The organism is Variovorax raffinosi (genome assembly GCF_051216615.1).
Lineage (GTDB): Bacteria > Pseudomonadota > Gammaproteobacteria > Burkholderiales > Burkholderiaceae_C > Variovorax.
This window is the reverse complement of sequence record NZ_JBPJZR010000012.1, coordinates 59,047-78,050: the sequence shown is the minus strand read 5'-3', so window position 1 is coordinate 78,050 and position 19,004 is coordinate 59,047. Positions and strand designations below refer to the sequence as shown.

16 protein-coding genes are annotated in these 19,004 nt (G+C 63.9%); 6 read left to right on the top strand and 10 right to left on the bottom strand.

Annotated elements, in window-relative coordinates:
• Positions 1-40: 40 nt before the first annotated feature.
• The 4 genes from ACSFB7_RS28920 to ACSFB7_RS28905 form a co-directional block, all read right to left on the bottom strand.
• Complete coding sequence (locus tag ACSFB7_RS28920) at positions 41-436, bottom strand: roadblock/LC7 domain-containing protein (RefSeq protein ID WP_435475767.1); 396 nt, start codon at positions 434-436, stop codon at positions 41-43.
• Positions 433-975, bottom strand: coding sequence for a GTP-binding protein (locus tag ACSFB7_RS28915; protein WP_435475766.1), 543 nt, complete (start codon positions 973-975; stop codon positions 433-435). Before ACSFB7_RS28915 ends, ACSFB7_RS28920 begins: the two co-directional genes overlap by 4 nt.
• Positions 976-980: 5 nt before the next feature.
• A complete protein-coding gene (locus ACSFB7_RS28910) occupies positions 981-1,667 on the bottom strand; it encodes a hypothetical protein (protein WP_435475765.1) in 687 nt (228 codons plus the stop codon).
• 304 nt (positions 1,668-1,971) lie between these two features.
• Entirely contained in the window at positions 1,972-2,886 is a 915-nt protein-coding gene (locus ACSFB7_RS28905; protein ID WP_435475764.1) for a LysR family transcriptional regulator, read from the bottom strand.
• 319 nt (positions 2,887-3,205) lie between these two features.
• On the opposite strand from ACSFB7_RS28905, the gene ACSFB7_RS28900 reads away from it, so the two are divergent.
• The gene (locus ACSFB7_RS28900) at positions 3,206-3,757 is read left to right on the top strand and encodes a MarR family winged helix-turn-helix transcriptional regulator (protein WP_435475763.1); all 552 of its coding nucleotides are present in this window, start codon (positions 3,206-3,208) and stop codon (positions 3,755-3,757) included.
• Positions 3,758-3,792: 35 nt separating this feature from the next.
• Here ACSFB7_RS28900 and ACSFB7_RS28895 read toward each other — a convergent pair whose 3' ends face one another.
• Both ACSFB7_RS28895 and ACSFB7_RS28890 read right to left on the bottom strand, forming a co-directional pair.
• Entirely contained in the window at positions 3,793-4,584 is a 792-nt protein-coding gene (locus tag ACSFB7_RS28895) for a winged helix-turn-helix domain-containing protein (protein ID WP_435475762.1), read from the bottom strand.
• A 177-nt stretch (positions 4,585-4,761) separates the two neighbouring features.
• Complete coding sequence (locus ACSFB7_RS28890; protein ID WP_435475761.1) at positions 4,762-7,065, bottom strand: LamG-like jellyroll fold domain-containing protein; 2,304 nt, start codon at positions 7,063-7,065, stop codon at positions 4,762-4,764.
• Positions 7,066-7,587: 522 nt separating this feature from the next.
• Here ACSFB7_RS28890 and ACSFB7_RS28885 point away from each other — a divergent pair.
• Positions 7,588-9,777, top strand: a complete 2,190-nt coding sequence (locus ACSFB7_RS28885) for a LamG-like jellyroll fold domain-containing protein (protein WP_435475760.1) — start codon at positions 7,588-7,590, stop codon at positions 9,775-9,777.
• Positions 9,778-9,830: 53 nt separating this feature from the next.
• Here the strand turns inward: ACSFB7_RS28885 and ACSFB7_RS28880 are convergent, their stop codons facing one another.
• Positions 9,831-11,102, bottom strand: a complete 1,272-nt coding sequence (locus ACSFB7_RS28880) for a YXWGXW repeat-containing protein (RefSeq protein ID WP_435475759.1) — start codon at positions 11,100-11,102, stop codon at positions 9,831-9,833.
• A gap of 198 nt (positions 11,103-11,300) precedes the next feature.
• Positions 11,301-12,338, bottom strand: coding sequence for a hypothetical protein (locus tag ACSFB7_RS28875; RefSeq protein ID WP_435475758.1), 1,038 nt, complete (start codon positions 12,336-12,338; stop codon positions 11,301-11,303).
• Between the two features lie 84 nt (positions 12,339-12,422).
• Here ACSFB7_RS28875 and ACSFB7_RS28870 point away from each other — a divergent pair, with 84 nt between their 5' ends.
• The gene (locus ACSFB7_RS28870; protein WP_435475757.1) at positions 12,423-12,806 is read left to right on the top strand and encodes a hypothetical protein; all 384 of its coding nucleotides are present in this window, start codon (positions 12,423-12,425) and stop codon (positions 12,804-12,806) included.
• A gap of 148 nt (positions 12,807-12,954) precedes the next feature.
• Here the strand turns inward: ACSFB7_RS28870 and ACSFB7_RS28865 are convergent, their stop codons facing one another.
• Entirely contained in the window at positions 12,955-13,926 is a 972-nt protein-coding gene (locus ACSFB7_RS28865) for a LysR family transcriptional regulator (RefSeq protein ID WP_435475756.1), read from the bottom strand.
• Positions 13,927-14,037: 111 nt separating this feature from the next.
• On the opposite strand from ACSFB7_RS28865, the gene ACSFB7_RS28860 reads away from it, so the two are divergent.
• Positions 14,038-15,042, top strand: coding sequence for a Bug family tripartite tricarboxylate transporter substrate binding protein (locus tag ACSFB7_RS28860; protein ID WP_435475755.1), 1,005 nt, complete (start codon positions 14,038-14,040; stop codon positions 15,040-15,042).
• Positions 15,043-15,063: 21 nt separating this feature from the next.
• Positions 15,064-16,608 (top strand): amidase, encoded by a 1,545-nt coding sequence (locus ACSFB7_RS28855; protein ID WP_435475754.1) that lies wholly within the window; start codon positions 15,064-15,066, stop codon positions 16,606-16,608.
• Positions 16,609-16,655: 47 nt separating this feature from the next.
• Here ACSFB7_RS28855 and ACSFB7_RS28850 read toward each other — a convergent pair whose 3' ends face one another.
• On the bottom strand, positions 16,656-17,444 hold the full coding sequence (locus ACSFB7_RS28850; protein WP_435475753.1) for a DeoR/GlpR family DNA-binding transcription regulator: 789 nt from the start codon (positions 17,442-17,444) through the stop codon (positions 16,656-16,658).
• Between the two features lie 478 nt (positions 17,445-17,922).
• Between ACSFB7_RS28850 and deoC the strand changes: the two genes are divergently transcribed.
• A complete protein-coding gene (deoC, locus tag ACSFB7_RS28845) occupies positions 17,923-19,002 on the top strand; it encodes a deoxyribose-phosphate aldolase (protein ID WP_435475752.1) in 1,080 nt (359 codons plus the stop codon).
• The last annotated feature ends 2 nt before the right edge of the window (positions 19,003-19,004 follow it).

Here is a 19,004-nt window from a genome sequence, read left to right as displayed (position 1 = left end):
ATTTCGTTCACGAAAATCCGGCACGACTGCCTCGATGGGCTCATGCGTCCTCAAGGGTCTTGGCAAGCCGGGCGACCCGATAGGCGACCAGCGCCAGAACGGCCGCATCCCGCGCCAGCACGTTGATGACGAGTTCCGCATCGCGCCGATACACGCTGCAGAAAACCGCAAAGCCCGACTCCATCTGGACGATCACGCTCTTGTGGCGGCCCAGGCGGGCCTCTTCGGAAACAACACTGCTGATGGCGACGATGGAACTGGCCATCGCCGCCACACGCGCTGCGTCGGCATCCCCGGTGATCGCGGAGGCCACATCGAAGCCGTCGACGGTGGCAATCACCACAGCCGTCACGCCGCTCGACTCATCAGCCAGCTTGCGCACTTCGCGCTGCGCGAGCGCGGCGGCCGTCCTGGACAAGCCTTGTTGAAGATTCATTGCTTCTCTCTCCCCAGGTCGGCTTCGAGTTGCATCAGCAGCGTGTCGATCAGCAGGATCACGTCGTGCCTTCGCCGCACGTCCACGCCGAGAATCGGAAACACCCGGCCTGTGGCGGCGAGCTTTTCCGCATAGTCGTCAAGGGTCGGTTCCGGGTGCGTCTGCAGCCGCCCCACGCCAATGACGCAAGGCACCGTCCGGAGTGCATCGCTGAAGCCGGCCATGTACGTGGACAGGTCCGCCAGCGGATCGGGGCGCGAGTTGTCCATCAGCACGATCACACCCAGCGCGTTGCGCACCAGGATCTTCCAGAGAAAGTCGAAGCGCGCCTGCCCAGGCGTGCCGAACATGCGGATGCGGTCCCCGTTGTCCAGCGTGAGCACGCCGAAGTCCAGGCCCACGGTGGTGCGCTCCTTGTCGATCGTCACATCGGAGTTGTGCACGTCGGTGACGATGGGTGGCGACTCGCTGACGCATCCGATCGCCGTGGTCTTGCCGGCACCCACGGTGCCCGTGAACAAAATCTTGTATTCCGTCATGGCGCTCAAAGCCCCAGCCGGCGACGGATGCCGTTGATGAGGCCGCGCGCGAAATCGCCGCGAACCGCGGTGGAGATTCCCTGGCCGCCCGGCAACCCCGCGTACGCCCGCGAGGCGGCCACTGTCACATGCAACTCCAGCATGCCCGCCGCGCGCAGCGTCTGCAGGAAGGCAACGCATTGGGACAGCGGACGTTCGCTCAGGCTGGCCAGCTCGCTGGCGTTCAGCGCACGCCGCGCCAGCAGGCTTGCCATGCGTACCTTGTCGGGGTCATTGCGCAGCAGCAGCGCCGGCGGCCAGCGCAGCAGCGCGAATCGGACCGAATCCGAGACCTCCATCTCCAGCGCCGTCTGCTCGTTCAGGCTCAGGCCTTCGGGCTGCACCTCGCGCAAGCTGCGCTCGGTGGTTTTCAGCCACTGCTGCAGCTTGTCGGCACGAATGGGCCGCTCCATCGTGTCGGGCTGCCCCCCTGAATGCATGCGCGTGAGCGTGAGCACGGCCCCGGTCATTGCAGCCACTTCGGAGCGCTCGCTCTGCGTCGTGGCTCCGTCGACAAGCAGTGCGTCGTACGGCGGCGCCTTGACCATCGTCCACGGAAAGTCGACGTCGCTCGCATACAGCCGGATGATCGTCTCGATCACGATGACTTCAGCAACCGGAAGCTTGTAGACGCCAAGCCTCAGCATCGACATGCCTTGCTCGCGCCACCCATGCAATCCGGACGTATTCATACGCTAGTTCACCGTGGGCACTTCACGCCAGCGCTCTTCCGGCGTGCGATGGCACTTGCACGCCACTGCCTCGCCGTCTTCCAGATCCGTGTTTGCATCGCCACCTGTTCGCCACACATAAACCGACAGAGCCGGTGTCACTGAGAAACCAATGTGACAATTGTTTGCAGACACGTGCACTTCCGACTAGACCGAAGAATGAAATGCACCCACTCATTTCTCAGCGCAATCGCGCGGCCTGCTCTCCGAGCAAAACACCGGCCGCCTACGCACCAGATGCGGGCATCCATTCCTGCTGGCTCAGCTTCTCCACCGCCATGTCGGCAAACATGGAAACGGCGAGCGGGCGCTGCTGGCGACTGGGGTAGACAACGTTCATGCCGCGACCCGCACGCGTGTACTGCGGCAGCACCCGCACCAACCTGCCGGCAGCGATGTCGGAGACCGTCATGATCGACGGCAGCGCGGCGATCCCGAAGCCCGCGCATGCGGCCTTGCGCAGCACCTCCGGCGCGTTGCTGTTGAAGCGCCCTCGCACGCGCACTTCCCTCTCGGCGCCCTCCGCATCCTGCAGGCGCCACGTGGCGTTGCCGCTGGTGTCGGGCTGCACCAGGCACTCGTGCTCGCTCAGGTCTTCAAGCGCCATGGGCATGCCGCGCGCGGCAAGATAAGTCGGGCTGGCCGTCAGTTCGCCATAGCTTGCGAAGATCCTTCGGGCCACATAGCTCGAATCCCGCAGGGGCCCACTGCGAAACGCAATGTCGATGCGATCTGCGATCAGATCGGCCATGAGGTCGCTGAGAACGAAGTCCAGGCGCACCAGCGGATGCTCGGCCAGAAACTTCCCCACCCATTCCATCTGGAAGAAATCGAAGAAGCTGGTCGGCGCGGCCACCCTCACGGTGCCGCTCGGCTCCGCGTTGTCCGCCACATGCAGATGGCCGGCCTCGATGAGTTCCTCGATCGCCGCGCCGCATCGCTCGTGAAAGGATTCGCCCGCGCTCGTCAACGTGAGCTTGCGGGTCGAGCGCTGCATCAGCCGCGTACCCAGCCGCACTTCGAGTTGCTGGACACGGCGGCTGATCGTGGCAGAGGGCATGCTCAGCCGTCGAGCGGCCTCGGCAAAGCTGCCGCTGCGCGCCACCTGCACAAACATCGCTACTTCATTCAGATCGAGCACAAGGATTCTTCCTGTTGTTGTTGTCGTCGTCGCCGGGTTCGAGCCGCCTTCGTTCGACACTTTCTTGGCAGCGCCAGAAGGCACCAATTCAAGGCGCTTGCGATGCACCAAAGATGCGCGCCATGGCAGGTGCCGCGCGCGTGTCGCGCCTCACACTGAGCAGCACCTGACAACCCAGAGGCGCGATGTGCTTTGTGAAAAAAAGCTCGTCGTCCGCTTCGAGTTGCCGCACATTTCACGCTGTTGCTGGTTATAGAAACATAACTATCAATTGACCTAATCAACTACCCGGCGGCTTCGTCACCAACAATCGATTCGCATGCAAGCCTTTCCCGACACGACGGCCTTACGTGCGCCGCGCACGCTGAACGACCTTCTTCTGTACCGCTTGTGGCACGCCACGCGCGCAAGCAAGGCCATGGCGACACGGATCGTCGAAGGAGGCTTCGGCATCACCCATCGCGAGTGGGGAATGATCGGGATGCTTGCGCAGGTCGGAGAGATCAGGCCGTCGGCACTCGCTGAAGAATTGCAACTGGATCGCGTAAGCACATCGCGCGGCCTGCGCAGTCTTCTCGAGAAGCGCCTGATCGAGCGACGCCAGAACGCTGAAGACGGCCGCGAAGTCCATGTGCAATTGAGCACCGCCGGTCGGCAACTCTTCGACAAGCTGTTTCCGCACATCGCCAATCTCAACGTCACGCTGCTCGACGGTCTGGATGCCGAGCACCATGCCGTCTTTCTCGAGTGCCTGCGTCAACTCGAATCGCACGGCAACGCATTGAATGCACAGCACGCCGCGCCGGAGAAAGTCGATCGTCGCTCGGGTGGCACGCGTCACTGCTGGCCTAGACAGATCAACATGGCTTGAGCGCGAGGCAAGGCGGCGCAGAACTGGCTTGGCCATCAAGTGCGAAGGCGCTCCTTGAGGATGTAGCCCTCGCCCCGCACCGTATGCAACAGCTTCGCGTTGAACGGTGCGTCGAGCTTGCCGCGCAGACGCAATATGGCCACGTCGACGGCGTTGGTCTTGCCGTCGTACTCGGTGTTCCATACGCGCTGTGCGAGCAGTTGCCGCGAAAGTACCTGGCCCACATTGCGAAGCAGCTCCAGCAGCAATGCGAACTCGATCCGGGTCAGCATGAGTTCAGTGCCATTGCGAGAACACTTCGCAGTGCGCTCGTCGAGCTCCAGATTGCCCAGGCGCAGCACCGGTTGCCGGCGCACACAGGGGCGGCGGGCCAAGGCCCTGACGCGTGCAAGCAGCTCGGGAAACGAAAACGGCTTGACCAGATAGTCGCTCGCGCCGAACGCCAGGCCCGCCATGCGCGCCGCAACGCCATCGCGTTCCGTGAGGACCAGAAGAGGCGCATCGGTCTTGCGCCGGATCGACTGAACGGCACTGACTCCGGCCGGGCCGGGCAACATCGAGTTCAGAAGGATCAGTGCGTAGTCCTGCGAGAGTGCCGCGTTCGCGGTGGCGTTGTCGCCATTCGCAACGTCAACGGAGAACCCATGCTTGCGCAGCCCCTCGCTGAACGATCCGCACTGGGTCGACTGGTGATCTATGAGCAAGATCCGCATGGGATCGATGCCATCGTCGAATTGCGCAGCGCCGCTGCTGCCGTTGCTGCTGGCGCCGAGAAACGAACTGCTCAGTGCGGTCTCGAAAGGAAGCTGGGAAACATACAGTCGCACGATTTCTCCTATTCCAGCGCCAGGGGGCTGTCTTGCTTTTATATGGCTGCGGGAAGTCGTTGACCTAATCCATCGTCTTTGCGCGGAGCGGTCTTTCAAGCGCGAAGCAAAGGTGGAGTGCAGGGCATTCTTCAATGCCCCGCACCCCATCAGTGGCGCTTCTTTCTCTTCGTGGCTTCAGGCCGCTCGTGCCGTCAGCCATTTGTCCGAGGACAGTGGCACGCCGACGATTCGGATCTCGCCCATGTTCCCCAGGAAACCGGTGGACATGTTCCCGGCCCATTGGCCGCAGCCAATTGCTATTTGCTGAGTGGGCGCCACAAAGCGGATGCCCTTCATATTCGTGTTGTTCCGCAGAACCGGAGCGCCTTCCACGTACATGGTTGTGGAATACGAGGCCGCCGGATCATTGACGATGGCAACGTGCAGCCACTGGCCCGCCGATACACCACCAGACCAGCAGGTCAGGTTGGTGTTTTGATCGAGCGGAACAATCTCCCACTGAAACTCCATCAGGTTCGAGAACGCGAACATCAAGGCGCAATCGCCATCGCCCGGACCGAAGCCGGACAACTGCGATTGCGCGCCCAGGCGATAGAGGATCCCCATCCAGCCATTGCGTGTCGCGTCGAAAGCCGGATCGATGTTGACGAAGGCTTCGATGGTGTAGCCGTTCGGAAAAGTCTCCACGTTGAGCGCGGAGTTTTGATCGGTCGTGAAATAGGACGAGCGGGTCTTGGTCGCATTCAGAAAGCGCAGGCTTCCAGGTGCGGACGACAAGGGGTGATGGCTTTTCGACCACACCAAGTCGCCCGGGCTTCCCATCCAGGTGTTCACCGAGATCGGATTTTTTCCGCCGACCGATGAATCCGGGATCTGCTGGCCGCCTTGGTAAGGGAACAGATCGCCCTCCGCCGCCGCTGCATTGAAAAAGCGCCAATGCGCGAGCGTTCCATCCACCTTGGGATAGTCGTCCGTGCCCGATGGGAGCTTGGCCTGCTTTTGCGGAGGCTGGCTGAAATTCGTCAGGATCAGGCTCTTCGCCGTATCGGTCAGCCCGACTTCCGACGATCCGTCTGGAACAGAAAACTTTGCATTGAAAGAAGCAAAGCGCTTTGCAAAGTCCATGTCCAGGGAGAAGGACTGGTTTGAATCCGTCAGCCAGGCGGCATCGAATTCATTGAGGGTATCCGCGGGCTTCAAGGGCACCCACGGAGAGAACGAGCTGGCAATGATTTTCTTGTTGGTGAGATCGAACTCGAACAGGCGCATGAGGCCATTGCCGCCCATGTAGGCCATCTGGTAGTCCACCACCATCAGGTAGACGTCGTTGCCGAACGAGTTCTTCTTCGTGCTCGTGCAGGAGCCGTGGTAATGGCCACTGACGGCCATGAAAATCTGGTCGTTGCCCTTGATGAGCTTGTCCCACATGTAGTTCGAGTAGGCGGTATCGGCTGCGGTTTTCCCGTCCGTTCCGATGCCGACGAGTTGGTGGTTCACCAGGATGACCGGAATGCTCTTGTTGGCCTGTATGACCTGATTCGCCCAACTGATGGCGTCGTCCGATGCTCTCCACGACATGGAAAGCACCAGGAACTGATTCCCCTCGGCCTGGAAAATATGGTACTCGTGAAAGCCGGATGAATGCCGGCCGCCGAAAGTCGTCTGCTTTTTAGCGCGTTCCGCAGGGAAAACCTGCAAATACGGCTCGAAAAGGCCGACCCGGTGGCTGCCGCCATCCTGATAGCCGTCGTTATTGGCAAAACCGGTGACACCCACACCCCAATCGGGGCCCCATTGCATATCACTGCCAATAGCCCCGACATCATGATTGCCGGCGCAAATTGAATAGGGACACTTTGCCGCCTCGAGCACCTGCATGGCTTGGCTTGCGAGCTCCCATTCTTTCGTGACCTGGCCATTACTCAATTGCCCGCTGCCCACGAGATCGGTCGAACTGCTCCAAGGTGATGAGTTTTCTGCGCCGTAATACCAGGACTGGTCCACGATGTCACCTAAGTGAATCGTGAAGGGCATCTTCAGCTTCTGGGAGTTCTGCGCAACCCATTGGGTTTGGGTTTTGAACGGGTTGTCGTATTGCGGATTTATCTTCGCATACAGCTTCTGGTACAGCTCGCCCATTTTTTCCGAAGCATATCGGGGATAAAACTGGGTGTCCGGAAGAACGGCAATGCTGAAACTCGAAATCTTCTGTGCGGGGGTATTTTGAGTTGGCGGCGCTTGGGTCGATGGGTCCTGAGTTCCTGCCACAGGCCCGGCACCTGGCGAAGCACCCGCGCCCGCTATTGGAGGCATTCCGATGCTGGTGCTGCCCCCTCCTCCACAACCGGACAGCGTTGCAATTCCTGTCACGGAGCCGGCGATCATCAGTTTCAATAATTCTCGCCGCCTGTTTTCCGGCACGGAGGCGAGCTCGTCCAAATCAATTGCAAATTCCTTTGCATATTTCCGATTCGTCATTTATTCAATTCCATGGCTGCATTTAATATTTCCGGACCTTCGACGATCTCGGACGGCCATGACTCTATCGGCGGCACATGATGCTTTTATGAAACAATTACCGCGCAAATTCGATTATTCGCGAGCAATTCTCTCAAAATTCAGCGCAATCCCTTTCTATTTTTCTAGATTTCCCAGGAATCAATAAAACCCTGACTCGATCCTGACCAGATTCAGCGTTTTAATTGAAGCTGCCATACGATATTTGATATGCATTTCAAATTTAAGTCCGACAATTTGCGCCAATAGCCAAACACTTTTGTCGCAAGTGCGACTGAAAACGTCACACCTTCGATTATTTGAACGTCGATAGTTCGCATCGTTTGCCGGGCCCGGGGTTTGCTGCGGCAGCAGTAGCGCTAATGCGCACTTTCGCAATGAACGCAATGAAATGGGCAAGAACGAATGAGCAAGTTTGAGATCAGGGGCATTCCGATGGCGTCGAATGCCCGGAGGAGATTCATGCAGGAGGCTGGAGCCCTCATGGCGATGATGCTGCCGGCTTGCGGCGGCGGCGGCGGACAAGCACTGGGGCTTGGCGTGCCCCTCATGCCAACGCCTTCTTCAACAACTACCGAGCCACCCGCACCGCTCTCCTCGCCGCAACCTGAAGGCACGTGCGAAAACAGCAGCGCAACCGAACCCAAGCAGATCGCGGCACGTACCGCGTTCGTTCATCCCGGATTGCTGCACAACGAACAAGACCTCCTGCGCATGCGCACCAAGGTCGAAGCACAGGCGCAGCCATGGCTCAGCGGGTGGCTGCAACTGACCAGCGGCGACTACGCCAGCCTGAGCCGCAAACCAAATCCCCAAGAGACCGTCGTTCGCGGCGGCTCAGGCCAGAACTTCGGAACCATGGTGTTCGACATGCTGACCACCTACGAGCTGGCCGTGCGCTGGAGAGCGTCCGGCGACAGTGCCTATGCCGACCTGGCGGTCCAGTTCCTGGACCAGTGGTCTTCGACGATGAAGACGCTCACCGGCGATGCGGACCGGTTCATCGCGGCCGGCCTGTATGGCTACCAGTGGGCCAACGCCGCCGAGATCATGCGCACCTACAAGGGCTGGTCCGCCGAGGGGATCGCAAGCTTCCAGGCGCTGCTGAAGGGGGTCTTCTATCCGCTGTGCCACAGCTTCCTTACCGACCACAACGGCACCGACACAAGCAACCGAACAGTCACGAACTACTGGGGCTCCTGGGACCTGCTCACCGTGTGCGGGGTGATGGCCATCGGGGTCTTCTGCGACGACCTCGCTCTCTATGACGAGGCGATCAGCTATTTCAAGCGTGGGCTGGGCAACGGCTCGGCACCGCACATGGTCTACCAACTGCATCGCGGCCACCTGGGTCAATGGCAGGAAAGCGGACGCGATCAAGGGCATTCGACGCTGGGCATTGCCTGCCTCGCTTCGGCCTGCGAGATGGCCTGGAAGCAAGGTGACGACCTCTATGGCTACTGGAACAACCGCGCGCTGTCCGGCGCGGAGTACGTCGCCGCATCCAACCTGCAGGACGACGCGAGCGGCGCGTATCCGGACTTGCCCTTCGCGGTGTACGCGAACATCCAGGGCACCTTCACGGCCATCTCGGCGTCTGGCCGCCCTCTGCTTCGGCCCTGCTGGGAGATCCTCTACAACCACTACGTGAATCGAAAGGGGCTCTCGGCGCCTTACGTTTCAGCCATCGCTGCCCGGATGAGACCGGAGAAGCGCGACACCGGCGGCGACGAGCCGAGCTTCGGCACGCTGACCGCGACGCTCGATCCATTGGCCGCGGGAGCAGCCCCCAGCGGACTGACTGCACGCATCGTTCAGGGCACGGTCGAGCTGGATTGGTGGGGCAGTTTCGACGCGACGGCCTACGAGGTCCAGCGGGCGGGTTCGGCGTGCGGCCCCTTCACGACCTTGGCTTCCGTCGGGGAGACCCGCGCCTACACCGACCTTCCCGGGGCAGGCACGTGGTCCTATCGCATCGCGGCAGTCACGCCGTCGGGCAAGCGGATCGGCAAGCAGGTGCGAACCCTGTCCATGCCGGGCGAGTTGGTTCTTCATGTGCCGTTGAACGAAGGCACCGGGCCATCGTCCACCGACGCAGTGGATGCGCGGCGAAGCGCGCACCTCTCCGGTGGCGCGACGTGGGGCCAAGGTCGACTCGCGGGAGAAAAGGCAGTTCTGCTGGACGGCAACGGCGCGTTTGTCACGCTGCCTGCCGGCGTCATGGCGAACCTGCACGATTTCACTCTGTGCCTGTGGGTGAACGCCACCGCATCGACGAAGAACACCTGGCTGGTGGGCATGAGTTCAAGCTACGTCTCGTACTTCGGCGTGCTTGCCTCCGATGGGAGCGCGGCCTTGCGCAGCACCATCACCGGCACGCTGTACTTTGGCGAGCAGAACGTGTCAGCGCTCACCGCCCTTCCCGTTGGCCGCTGGGTGCATCTGGCCGTCACGCTCTCCGGCTCGACCGGCACGCTCTACCTCGACGGGAACATCGTCGGGACCAATCCGAAGATGGATTTCGCGCCCCACCAATTGGGCGAGACGCCCGACAACTGGCTGGGCCGTTCGCCCTACCCTTCAGACCCTTTCTTCAAAGGCGCCGTGCAGGACTTGCGTCTGTACAGCGGTGCGCTGACACAGGCAGCGATCGCTGGCATCGCCGCGGGATAGCGAGCCCCAGCCCATCGGGCTGGCGCCCTGCGATGGCATGGCGCACCGTCGCGTTACCCGTGGTGCTCTTCCTTCCGGTGAGGCTCGGCGTGTGCATGCGGCGCTGGTGGGTGCTGCTCCGCATGCGGATGATCGACGTGCGGATGTGGCGCAGGCTTCGGGTGTTCTTTGGGTGCCGGCTCTTGCCGTTGCGCGTGCAGCGCCTTCTGCTCGTTCGCTCTGCGTGCGGCATCCGCCTGGTGCTCTCGCGCGACCAATGCAGGATCGACCGGCGGCGGACGATGCTGCTGTTCGTTGATCGCAGGTGCTTCCCTTCCGGGGGCTTCAGCGCTCGCCTGCGCAGGTGCTGGATGCGGCACTGTCGGCTCCGCTCCCCTGGCCGCGACCGAAGACAAGACAGGCTGGGGATGCGCATGAGCCGATGCCTGTGGGACCTGTGGTGGCACTGCGGTCGCCGGCCGTACAGCCTCGGCGGACCGGGACGCAGCAGGCTGATGACCCGGCACGAACGCCGCGACAGGCTTCGCGCTGGCCGGCACCGGGGCCATGGCATGCACGACAGGCGGCAGTGCAGCCGCAAGATGCGCGCTTGCCGGCACCGCTGCTTCAAATGCACGGCCACTGGCCGTTGCACTGGCGGGTGCCACCACCGTCACCGTGCGCGTGTTGTTGATGTTCGTGATGTTGGTGACGTTCGTCGTCGTGTTGTTCGTCACGTTGTTGATCGTCGTGTTCTGCACCCGCATGCCGACGTTGGTGACCGGCGGCGCGCTGACGACCACCGCGGGCGGCGTGCCGATGGGCGCCGGCACGATCAGGCCGAGTCGCGAACCAGGCGGCGCAGGAATGAACACGCCCTGCGGCCCGATGGGTGCAAGCCCCGCGACCACGCCGACCGCTGCAACGGACACCGCCAGGCTCAAGCCCAGCGGCGGCGGAACGAATGCGATGCCCGGTGCCGACCAATGGCCCGTGATGAAGACCACGGTGCTGTCGCGATGTTCGTAGTAGGGCTGGACCCAGGCATAGCCCGGTTGAGGCGGCGCAGCCCAGCGCCCCGCGGCCCACACCCAGTTGCCCTGCCATGTCCAATAGCCGCCGGTCCAGATCGCGCCCGCGAACGGCAGGGGCGTGGGTGCCTCCACCAGCATCGGCGGCGGTGCCCATCCCACGGCAATCGGCGGGGGCTGGTAGAGCGGCGGATCGACATACACGCTCACGACAGGCGCTGCAGCAGGTGCGACAGGCGCGGGTTGAACAGCGACATAGCGCACCGGCGGCAGTGGCTGGACGACGCAGCCCGCAGCCAGGAGCGTCAAGGCCATTCCCGCGAATTGCACGGCGGAAAGTGAAGATGGTTTGCTCATTCGGTTTTTCGATTCACGTGCGCTGCGGCACAGGAAGGACCTAACGGGCCTTGAAAAATTGGCGCTGACAGGAACAAGGAGAATTTCTCGCCGCAGCAAGTTTTCCCTTTCCTGTCGCGAACTGTCAGGTCGTGCTCAGGCTGCCTCATCCAATCGCTACTTCAAGCTTGCGCCGCCTTGCGCAAGGTACTGACCCGACAGGCGCGCAAACTGGCCGCCATCGGTGCTGATGGTGGTTTGATGAGACCCGCCCGCGCTGAAGACGATCGCGAACGTGTGGGTGTCGCCGTACTCTTGGGTGTTGCGCAGCATGTAGTCGACATGGTTGTCGCGATAGTGCTGATCGGTTCCACCGGGCGTGTCGGACGGCACGCCCATCGGCGTCTGCCACCACAGGATCGGCAGGCCATTGCCCAGGGCCGCGCGATAGTCCGAGATCTGGCTCTGCGAGTCGTGGAAGTTCGGGCTGGTCTTGTTGCTTTCGTCCCAATAGAACGGGCCGCTTCGCCCCGCGCATTCCGCGGGCGGCGATGCGACTTCCCTGCAGCCCGCGTCGCGGTCGCTGGTCTGGGCGACGATGAAGTCCGCCTGATTCGCCCCGACCGCCTGCATCTGCGCACCGAGCGTGGCAGCGGTGCCGCTCCAGAAAGCGGGCGGGAACCCCATCAGCGCCTTGGGCGCGATCTGCCTGCCCATCTGCACCAGGCATTGGCCGATGCCTGCGGCGGTGTTCGGCAACGCGGCGCATTCGGACTGGCCGTTCACGAGGGCCGCCATTTGCGTCGCATCGCGATTCGGTGCCTGCGACGCAACGAAGCCCCAGAAGTCCGGCTCCAGATTGATCAGAACGGGTGTGCCGAGGTCTGCGATGCGTTGGTACATCAGCCGGACCTGGGCCCAGTAGTTGTTCATGAAGCTCGCGTCGGTCAGGTCGCTCAGATTGCCTTCGCCGTTCTGCGCCATCTGGTAGAGCGTGAACATCGGAACCGCGCCGTAGGCCTGGGCGGCCTGCGCGGTGAACGTGATGTAGGCGCCATCGGGACTGTTCCAGGTGGGCCAGGCGCCTGCGCCGACACCGACGAGGTATGCGTCCACGATGTCGGGGTGAATGCCCTGGCTTTTCATGTCGGAGATGGAGTTGCCCGAGCCGAGTCCGACCAGCACCCGCGAGGGCTTGCCGAGCTTGGTCGCCAATGCAGCGCTCGCTGTGACAGGCGAAAAGCCGCCTGCGCCGCCCGTGTTGCCCGCGCCGCCTGTACTGCCTGTGCCACTGCCACCTTGGCCATCACCGCCCTGCCCGCCGCCATTGGTGCCCGCGCCGATCAGGCCAGGCAAGCCCCCTGGATTACCGCCGCCACCACCTCCTCCACCACCGCAACCAAACAGGAGCACCGAAAGCATCAGTGCAGAAACACATCGTCGAGGAAACATGATCATGGGAATCGTTCTTTTGAGATTGAAGAGAATCGGCCACCGCACGCGGCGCGTACTTCGCTTCCGGGATCTGCTGACGACCGCGTGCAGCCTCTGGCTGTTCAGCAGGCGCGGCCCTCTCTCCCCAATGACGACGCGCTGCGCGATGGCGCGGTGATGTTTGCAGGGAAAAATGTTTTCGACTACGGCGGCGAATGGAATGCAGCCGCTCATTTTTCAAGGCAATGACGCCAGGCCTCGCTCGCAGGCGCTGCGCGGAAAGCCTCTGCATCAGATGCGGGCTCGAACACCATCGAGGCGATGCGCCCGGGTTCCTAAGCCATCTCTGCCGCGAAAAAGAGAAAGAGAAAAAGACGAGCCGATGCCCGACCCGGCATCAAACGCAAAGCACTTCGCGCAGGTGCTCGACGAAAGCGCGCGCCGCATCGGGAAGACGCCGGCCCGCCATGCTCTGCACCTCGAAATGCCGCTCGTTCATCTCGCGGTCGCGCAAGGGCAGCGCCACGATCGTGCGGTTCTCCAGTTGCTGGCGCAGTGCAAGCTCGCCGCAGAAGGTCACGGCCTGGCCGTGGGCTGCGTAGTGCACGAGCGGATAGAGGTGGTCGCTGGTCAAGGCCGCTTCGAGCGGCAGGCTCTGGCGGGCGCAACTGATGTTGAGCAACTGGCGCAGCGTGGACGTGCTGGCCGGCAGCGCGAGCGGGTAATGCACCACCTGCGCGAGCGACACCTGCCGCCGCGTGGCCAATGGATGAGAAGGCGCCATGATCGCGCGCACGGGCGATGGGTGCCGTATCTCGACATCCAGGCCGTGCTCCGAGCCCAGGCTCACCGTCACGCCGAGATCGACCAGGCCTTCGCGCACGCGGCGCGCCACTTCGCGCTGCACGCACATGTCGAGCGAGAAGCGAATGCCGGGACAGCGCGCCTGGAACGCGGCCACCAGGGCCGGCAGGAACTCGTAGGCGAAGCCCTCCGTCGCGGCCACGCGCACCTCGCCCTTGCGCAGGCCGCGCAGCGCGAGGATGTCGTCGGTCACGCGCTCGATGTCGAACCAGGCCCGGCGTGCGTGCGCCGCCAACAGCTCGCCGGCTGAATTGAGCGTCATGCCGCGGGCGCGCCGCTCGAACAGAAGGGTGTCGAGTTCGCGCTCGAGCCGGCCGATCTGGCGGCTCACGGCCGAAGGCGCCACGTTCAGCCGCGCGGCCGCCTCGGTGACCGAGCCGACGCGCGCGACTTCCAGGAAGTAGCGCATCGACTCCTCCTGAAGCACGCGCTGGTTGACCGGACGACTCGCGCGTGCGCCTGTGTTCTTTTTGGGCGCTGAAAGCTTGGAGGTGGGGGATTTCATCGGCGTTTCTGCGTTGCGTTTGATGCAACGCAACCTTCCGATCATTGTGCTTGCTACACATCAGGGCGTGCGCCAGCATTTCCCCTCTTCCCTCCACTGAAGGATCTGTCCATGAACATTCCCCGTCCGCAAGCCCTGAACCGGCGATCGTGCTGTGCCGTCCTCACAGGCCTGGCCGCATGTCTGGTCACGGCCGCGCCCGCTCTGGCGCAGTCGGCCTATCCGGTGCGGCCGGTCACGCTGGTGGTTCCGTATCCGCCCGGCGGCAGCGCGGACACGGTGGGGCGTCTGGTCGGCCAGCGCCTGTCGACGGAACTGGGGCAGCCGGTGCTCATCGACAACCGGCCCGGTGCCGGCACAGCCGTCGGCGCCGCGTTCGTGGCAAAGGCATCGCCCGACGGCTACACCCTGCTGCTCGGCTCGGGCTCGACCTTCACGATGAATCCGGCCATCCGCTCGAACCTGTCTTACGACGCGCTCGGCAGCTTCGAGCCGATCGCGATCGTCGGGCGCATCCCGCTGGTGCTGCTGGCCAACAAGGACGTGCCCATCGGCAGCGTCAAGGAGTTCGTGACCGCAGTGCGCGCAACGCCGGACAAATACTCGTACGCCTCTTTCGGCACGGGCACCTCCTCGCACTTCACCGGCGAAATCATCCTGCAGGCCGTGGGCGCGAAGATCATGCACGTGCCCTACCGGGGCAGCGCACCGGCCATGACGGACCTGATCGGTGGACAGGTGCCGTTCTCGGTGGACACGGTCACCGCCGCCATTCCCCAGCTCAAGGGCGGCAAGGTCAAGGCGATCGCGGTGACCACCAAACAGCGCTCCTCGCAGTTGCCGCAGGTCCCGACCTTCGCCGAGGCGGGCTACCCCGACGTCGATGCCGATACCTGGATCATGTTCGTGGCGCCGAAAGGCACGCCCGCGCCGGTGCGCGAGCGGCTGGAAAAAGCACTCGCCAAGATCATCGCCATGCCCGAAGCCAAGGCCGCACTGCTGGCCCAGGGCGCGGAGCCGGCGTTCGCCGGTGCCGCAGCCTCACGCGCGCAGATCGAACACGAACTGCCGCTCATGCGTGCCGTCGCCCGGCGCGCCAACATCCAGGCCGACTGAACGCGGCACATCACCGAACCCATGACCCATTCCTCTTCCTCTTCTTCCGCGCTTGTCGAACTCTCCGCAGTCGAGCTGCGACGGCTGATCGGCACGCGCGCCCTCTCGCCGGTCGAACTGCTCGACGCTTGCATCGCGCGCATCGAACAACTCAACCCCTTCGTCAACGCCGTGACCGCCACGTGCTACGACCGCGCCCGCACCGAGGCCCGCGCGGCCGAGCAGGCCGTGATGCGCGGCGAGCCGCTTGGCCTGCTGCACGGCCTGCCGCTGGGCGTGAAGGACCTTGAGCCAACGGCCGGGCTGCTGTCCACCATGGGCTCGCCCACACTGCGCAACCACGTACCGTCGAAGGACGTCGAACTGGTGCGCCGCCTGCGCGCGGCCGGCGCGATCGTGGTGGGCAAGACCAACGTGCCCGAGATGGGCGCCGGTGCCAACAGCCGCAATCCGGTCTGGGGCGCCACGGGCAACCCCTTCGATCCCAACCTCAACGCCGGTGGCTCCTCGGGCGGCTCGGCCGCGGCGCTGGCGCTGGACATGCTGCCGCTGTGCACCGGCTCCGACACCGGCGGGTCGCTGCGCATCCCGGCTGCCAAGTGCGGCGTGGTGGGCCTGCGGCCTTCGCCGGGCATCGTGCCCAGCGTGCGCAGGAGCCTGGGCTGGTCACCGATCTCGGTGGTCGGTCCGATGGGACGGGACGTGGCCGACGCCTGCCTGCAGCTCGCGGCCACGGCAGGCCCGCATCCGGGCGACCCCTTGAGCTATCCGCTGGATGCGGCAGCCTTTCTGCGGCCGGTGCCGCTGGATCTGTCGCGCCTTCGCGTGGCATGGACCGCGGACTTCGGGCAGTGCGACGTCGACCCGGCGATCCGCCGGACGATGCACGATCGCATGGCAACCATGCGCGGTCTCTTTGCGAGCTGCGACGAGGTGCGCTTCGACCTGGGCGATGTGCACCGCTGCTTCGACGTGCTGCGCGCGGAGGCCTTCGTTGCCGGCATGCGCGAGACCTACGAACGCGCCCCCGAAAGCCTCGGGCCGAACCCGCGCAGCAACTACGAGATGGGCGCGCGCATGAGCCTGCAGGACGTGGCCTGGGCGCAAATGGAGCAGACGCGCATCCTCCAGCGTTTCCAGAAAGTGTTCGAGAACTACGACCTGGTGCTGTCGCCCACGACACCGGTGTCGCCCTTTCCATGGACGCAGCCGCATGCGGCGCAGGTCGACGGCCGGCAGCAGGAGAACTACTACCGCTGGCTCGCACTGACCTACGTGGTGACGCTGACCACCCACCCTGCGATCACGCTGCCTTGTGGAATGGACGAGTCGGGCATGCCCTTCGGCTTGCAGGCCGTGGGGCGCTTTCGCGGCGACCTCGCGCTGCTGTCGGCCGCGCAGGCCATGGAGCAGGCCTTCGCACCCGATGCGCGGTTGCGTCGGCCGCGCCCCGATCTCGCGCGCTTGCGCAAGGCCGAACCCGCACTCGACTCGATCGTGACTGCACCGCCTGATGATCGATATGCCAGCGTGCCCACCGACGGAGCCGCAACACCGGTCGTCTGAATCACACTCGACGTGCCGTTGTGCACGGCCCGTCAACCGCACGCGATTCAGGCGGCCGTGGGTCGCGCGAACTCGATCGGCAAATCCTTGAACTGCTTGCGCAAGCCCGGCGCAGGCGCCCCGCCCACCACGATGCGCGCAAACGCATCGAGCGGGCTGAAGAAGGCGGGCCGCAGCCGATTGAGCTTGCTTTCATCCACGATCAGAAAGCTCTGCGACGCACTGCGGATCGCCGCCTGCTTCACCGGCACTTCGTGAAAGTTGGAGCAGCTCACGCCCCGCTCCAGGTCCAGCCCACCGGCTGAAATGAAGGCCTTGTTCACGCCCAGCCGGTTGAGATATTGCAGCCCCTCGTCGGAAAAGAAGGTGGCCGACGACGCGTGGTACAGCCCGCCCAGCAGCATCAGCTGCGTGTTCGGGCGGCGGCTCAGGATCGACGCGATGTTCGTGGAGTAACACACCACGCTCAACGGCATGTCGGGCGGCAGTGCCTCCGCGAAATGGACCATGGTGGTGCCGCAATCGATGAACAGGCTGTCGTGCGCCTGCACCCATGTGGCGGCGCGTTCGCAGGCCACGCGCTTGTGCGCCGCATGCTGGTCGCTGGCCTCGTCGAGCGAGTACCTGTCGGCGCCCGGCAGCGTGGTCGCAAGCACATAGCCACCGAGGGCGCTGAGCGGTGAATCGGCGGCCGACAGGTCGCGGCGGATCGTCATTTCCGTCACGTCCAGCCGCTGGGCGGCCTGCTTGATCGGCAACGGTCCACCGGCCTCGACAAGCTCCTGCATCTTGGCAAGGCGCAAGGCCCGGGCCTCCGCACCGGCGGTCTTTCGCATGTTCTGGTTCCTCTGGTCCACAAGCCCTAGGGTGAATCGACATTCAAACGGGGCCGCGAAGGACGAAGGCCGGGTGCAGTGCAAGGCGCGGTGAGCGCCGCGTAGCTCGGCTACGCAAGCGAGCCGCAACGCCGCAATGCGCCCGGCCTTCGTCCTTCCCTCCGGGTTGGCCCGCTTTGCACCCGCCTGCTTTGTCGGGCGGCTTGACCAGAGGTGACTCTGGCCTGCGCCGCCCTTCGCGCATCCGGGTGCAAAGCGGGCCAACGCGGCCCCGTTTGAATGTCGATTCACCCTAGTATCGGGCATCGAAAATGTTATTTCAAAAACATCTTGCACAGATAAATGTTATTGAAATAACATTCAAGCCAATACGCCGCCGGCCTTGCACGACGGCATGCACAACGACCAGAGACAAAGACATGCCCCTTGCCTGCCTGCCGCTCACGCGGCGCCTGCGCGCCTCGGCGCCTTTCACTCCATGACCTCCACTTCCCTCGTTCGCGCCAGCGGCACGGTGCGCTCGCGCCCCGTGTCGAGCGTCGCGGCCGCATCGCCCCCGGCTGCTGTCGCCAGCACCGCTGCGACGGCACCCGACACCAAGCCGCACGCCATCGCTCGCAACACCGCGCAACCCTTCGACAGCGGCTGGTTCGACAACATCCGCGTCAACCTCTCGGCCGCAGAACGCCGCGTGGCCACGCTGCCCGGCCGCCGCTCGGTCAAGAAAGATGCGCAGGCCGGCTGGCTGCTCAAGGCCATCACCTGCATCGACCTGACCACGCTCAACGGCGACGACACGGCCGAGCGCGTGCGCAGGCTCTGCGCCAAGGCCGTGACGCCCGTGCGCCCCGACCTGCTGGCCGCGCTGGGCTTTGCTGACCGCACGCTGCACACCGGCGCGGTCTGCGTCTATCACCGCTTCGTGGCCACGGCCGTCGATGCGCTTGCGGGCACCGGCATTCCGGTGGCTGCGGTGTCCACGGGCTTTCCGGCCGGGCTGATTCCGCACGAGCTCAAGCTCAAGGAGATCGAAGCCTCGGTGCGCGATGGCGCGGCCGAGATCGACATCGTCATCACGCGTGAACATGTGCTCACCGGCCAGTGGCAAAAGCTGTACGACGAGATGCGCGACTTTCGCCTGGCCGCGGGCGATGCGCATGTGAAGGCGATTCTTGCGACCGGCGAGCTGAAGACGTTGCGCAACGTGGCCAAGGCCTCGATGGTCTGCATGATGGCCGGCGCCGATTTCATCAAGACCTCCACCGGCAAGGAAGGCGTGAACGCCACGCCGCTGGTCACGCTGGTGATGCTGCGCATGATCCGCGCGTACGAAGCCCGCACGGGTTTTCGCGTGGGCTACAAGCCGGCCGGCGGTGTCTCCACCGCCAAGACCGCGCTCGACTACCAGGTGCTCATGAAGGAAGAGCTGGACCGCGCCTGGCTCGAGCCCGACCTGTTCCGCATCGGTGCCTCCACGCTGCTGGCCGACATCGAGCGCCAGCTGGAGCACCACGTCACGGGCCGCTACTCGGCCTTCCACCGCCACCCGATCGGATGACC